This is a genomic window from Oscillibacter valericigenes (genome assembly GCF_016902445.1).
Taxonomy (GTDB): Bacteria; Bacillota; Clostridia; order Oscillospirales; family Oscillospiraceae; genus Oscillibacter; species Oscillibacter avistercoris.
On the sequence record NZ_JACSNX010000093.1, the window covers coordinates 1 to 230 of the forward strand.

Sequence of the window (230 nt, forward strand, 5' to 3'; positions counted from 1 at the left end):
AGATACCAGTTACCCGCAACTAGACGGAAAGACCCCATGGAGCTTTACTGCAGCTTAATACTGGAATTCGGTAACCCATGTACAGGATAGGTGGGAGGCTTGGAAGCAGGGGCGTCAGCTCTTGTGGAGCCGCCGGTGGGATACCACTCTTGGATTGCTGAATTTCTAACCTGCGGCCGTGAATCCGGTCGGGGGACACTGTTAGGCGGGCAGTTTGACTGGGGCGGTCG

General features: G+C 56.1%; 1 rRNA gene. It reads left to right on the top strand.

From position 1 onward, the window contains the following. A 23S ribosomal RNA gene (locus H9X91_RS14160) occupies positions 1-230 on the top strand; the annotation flags it as partial.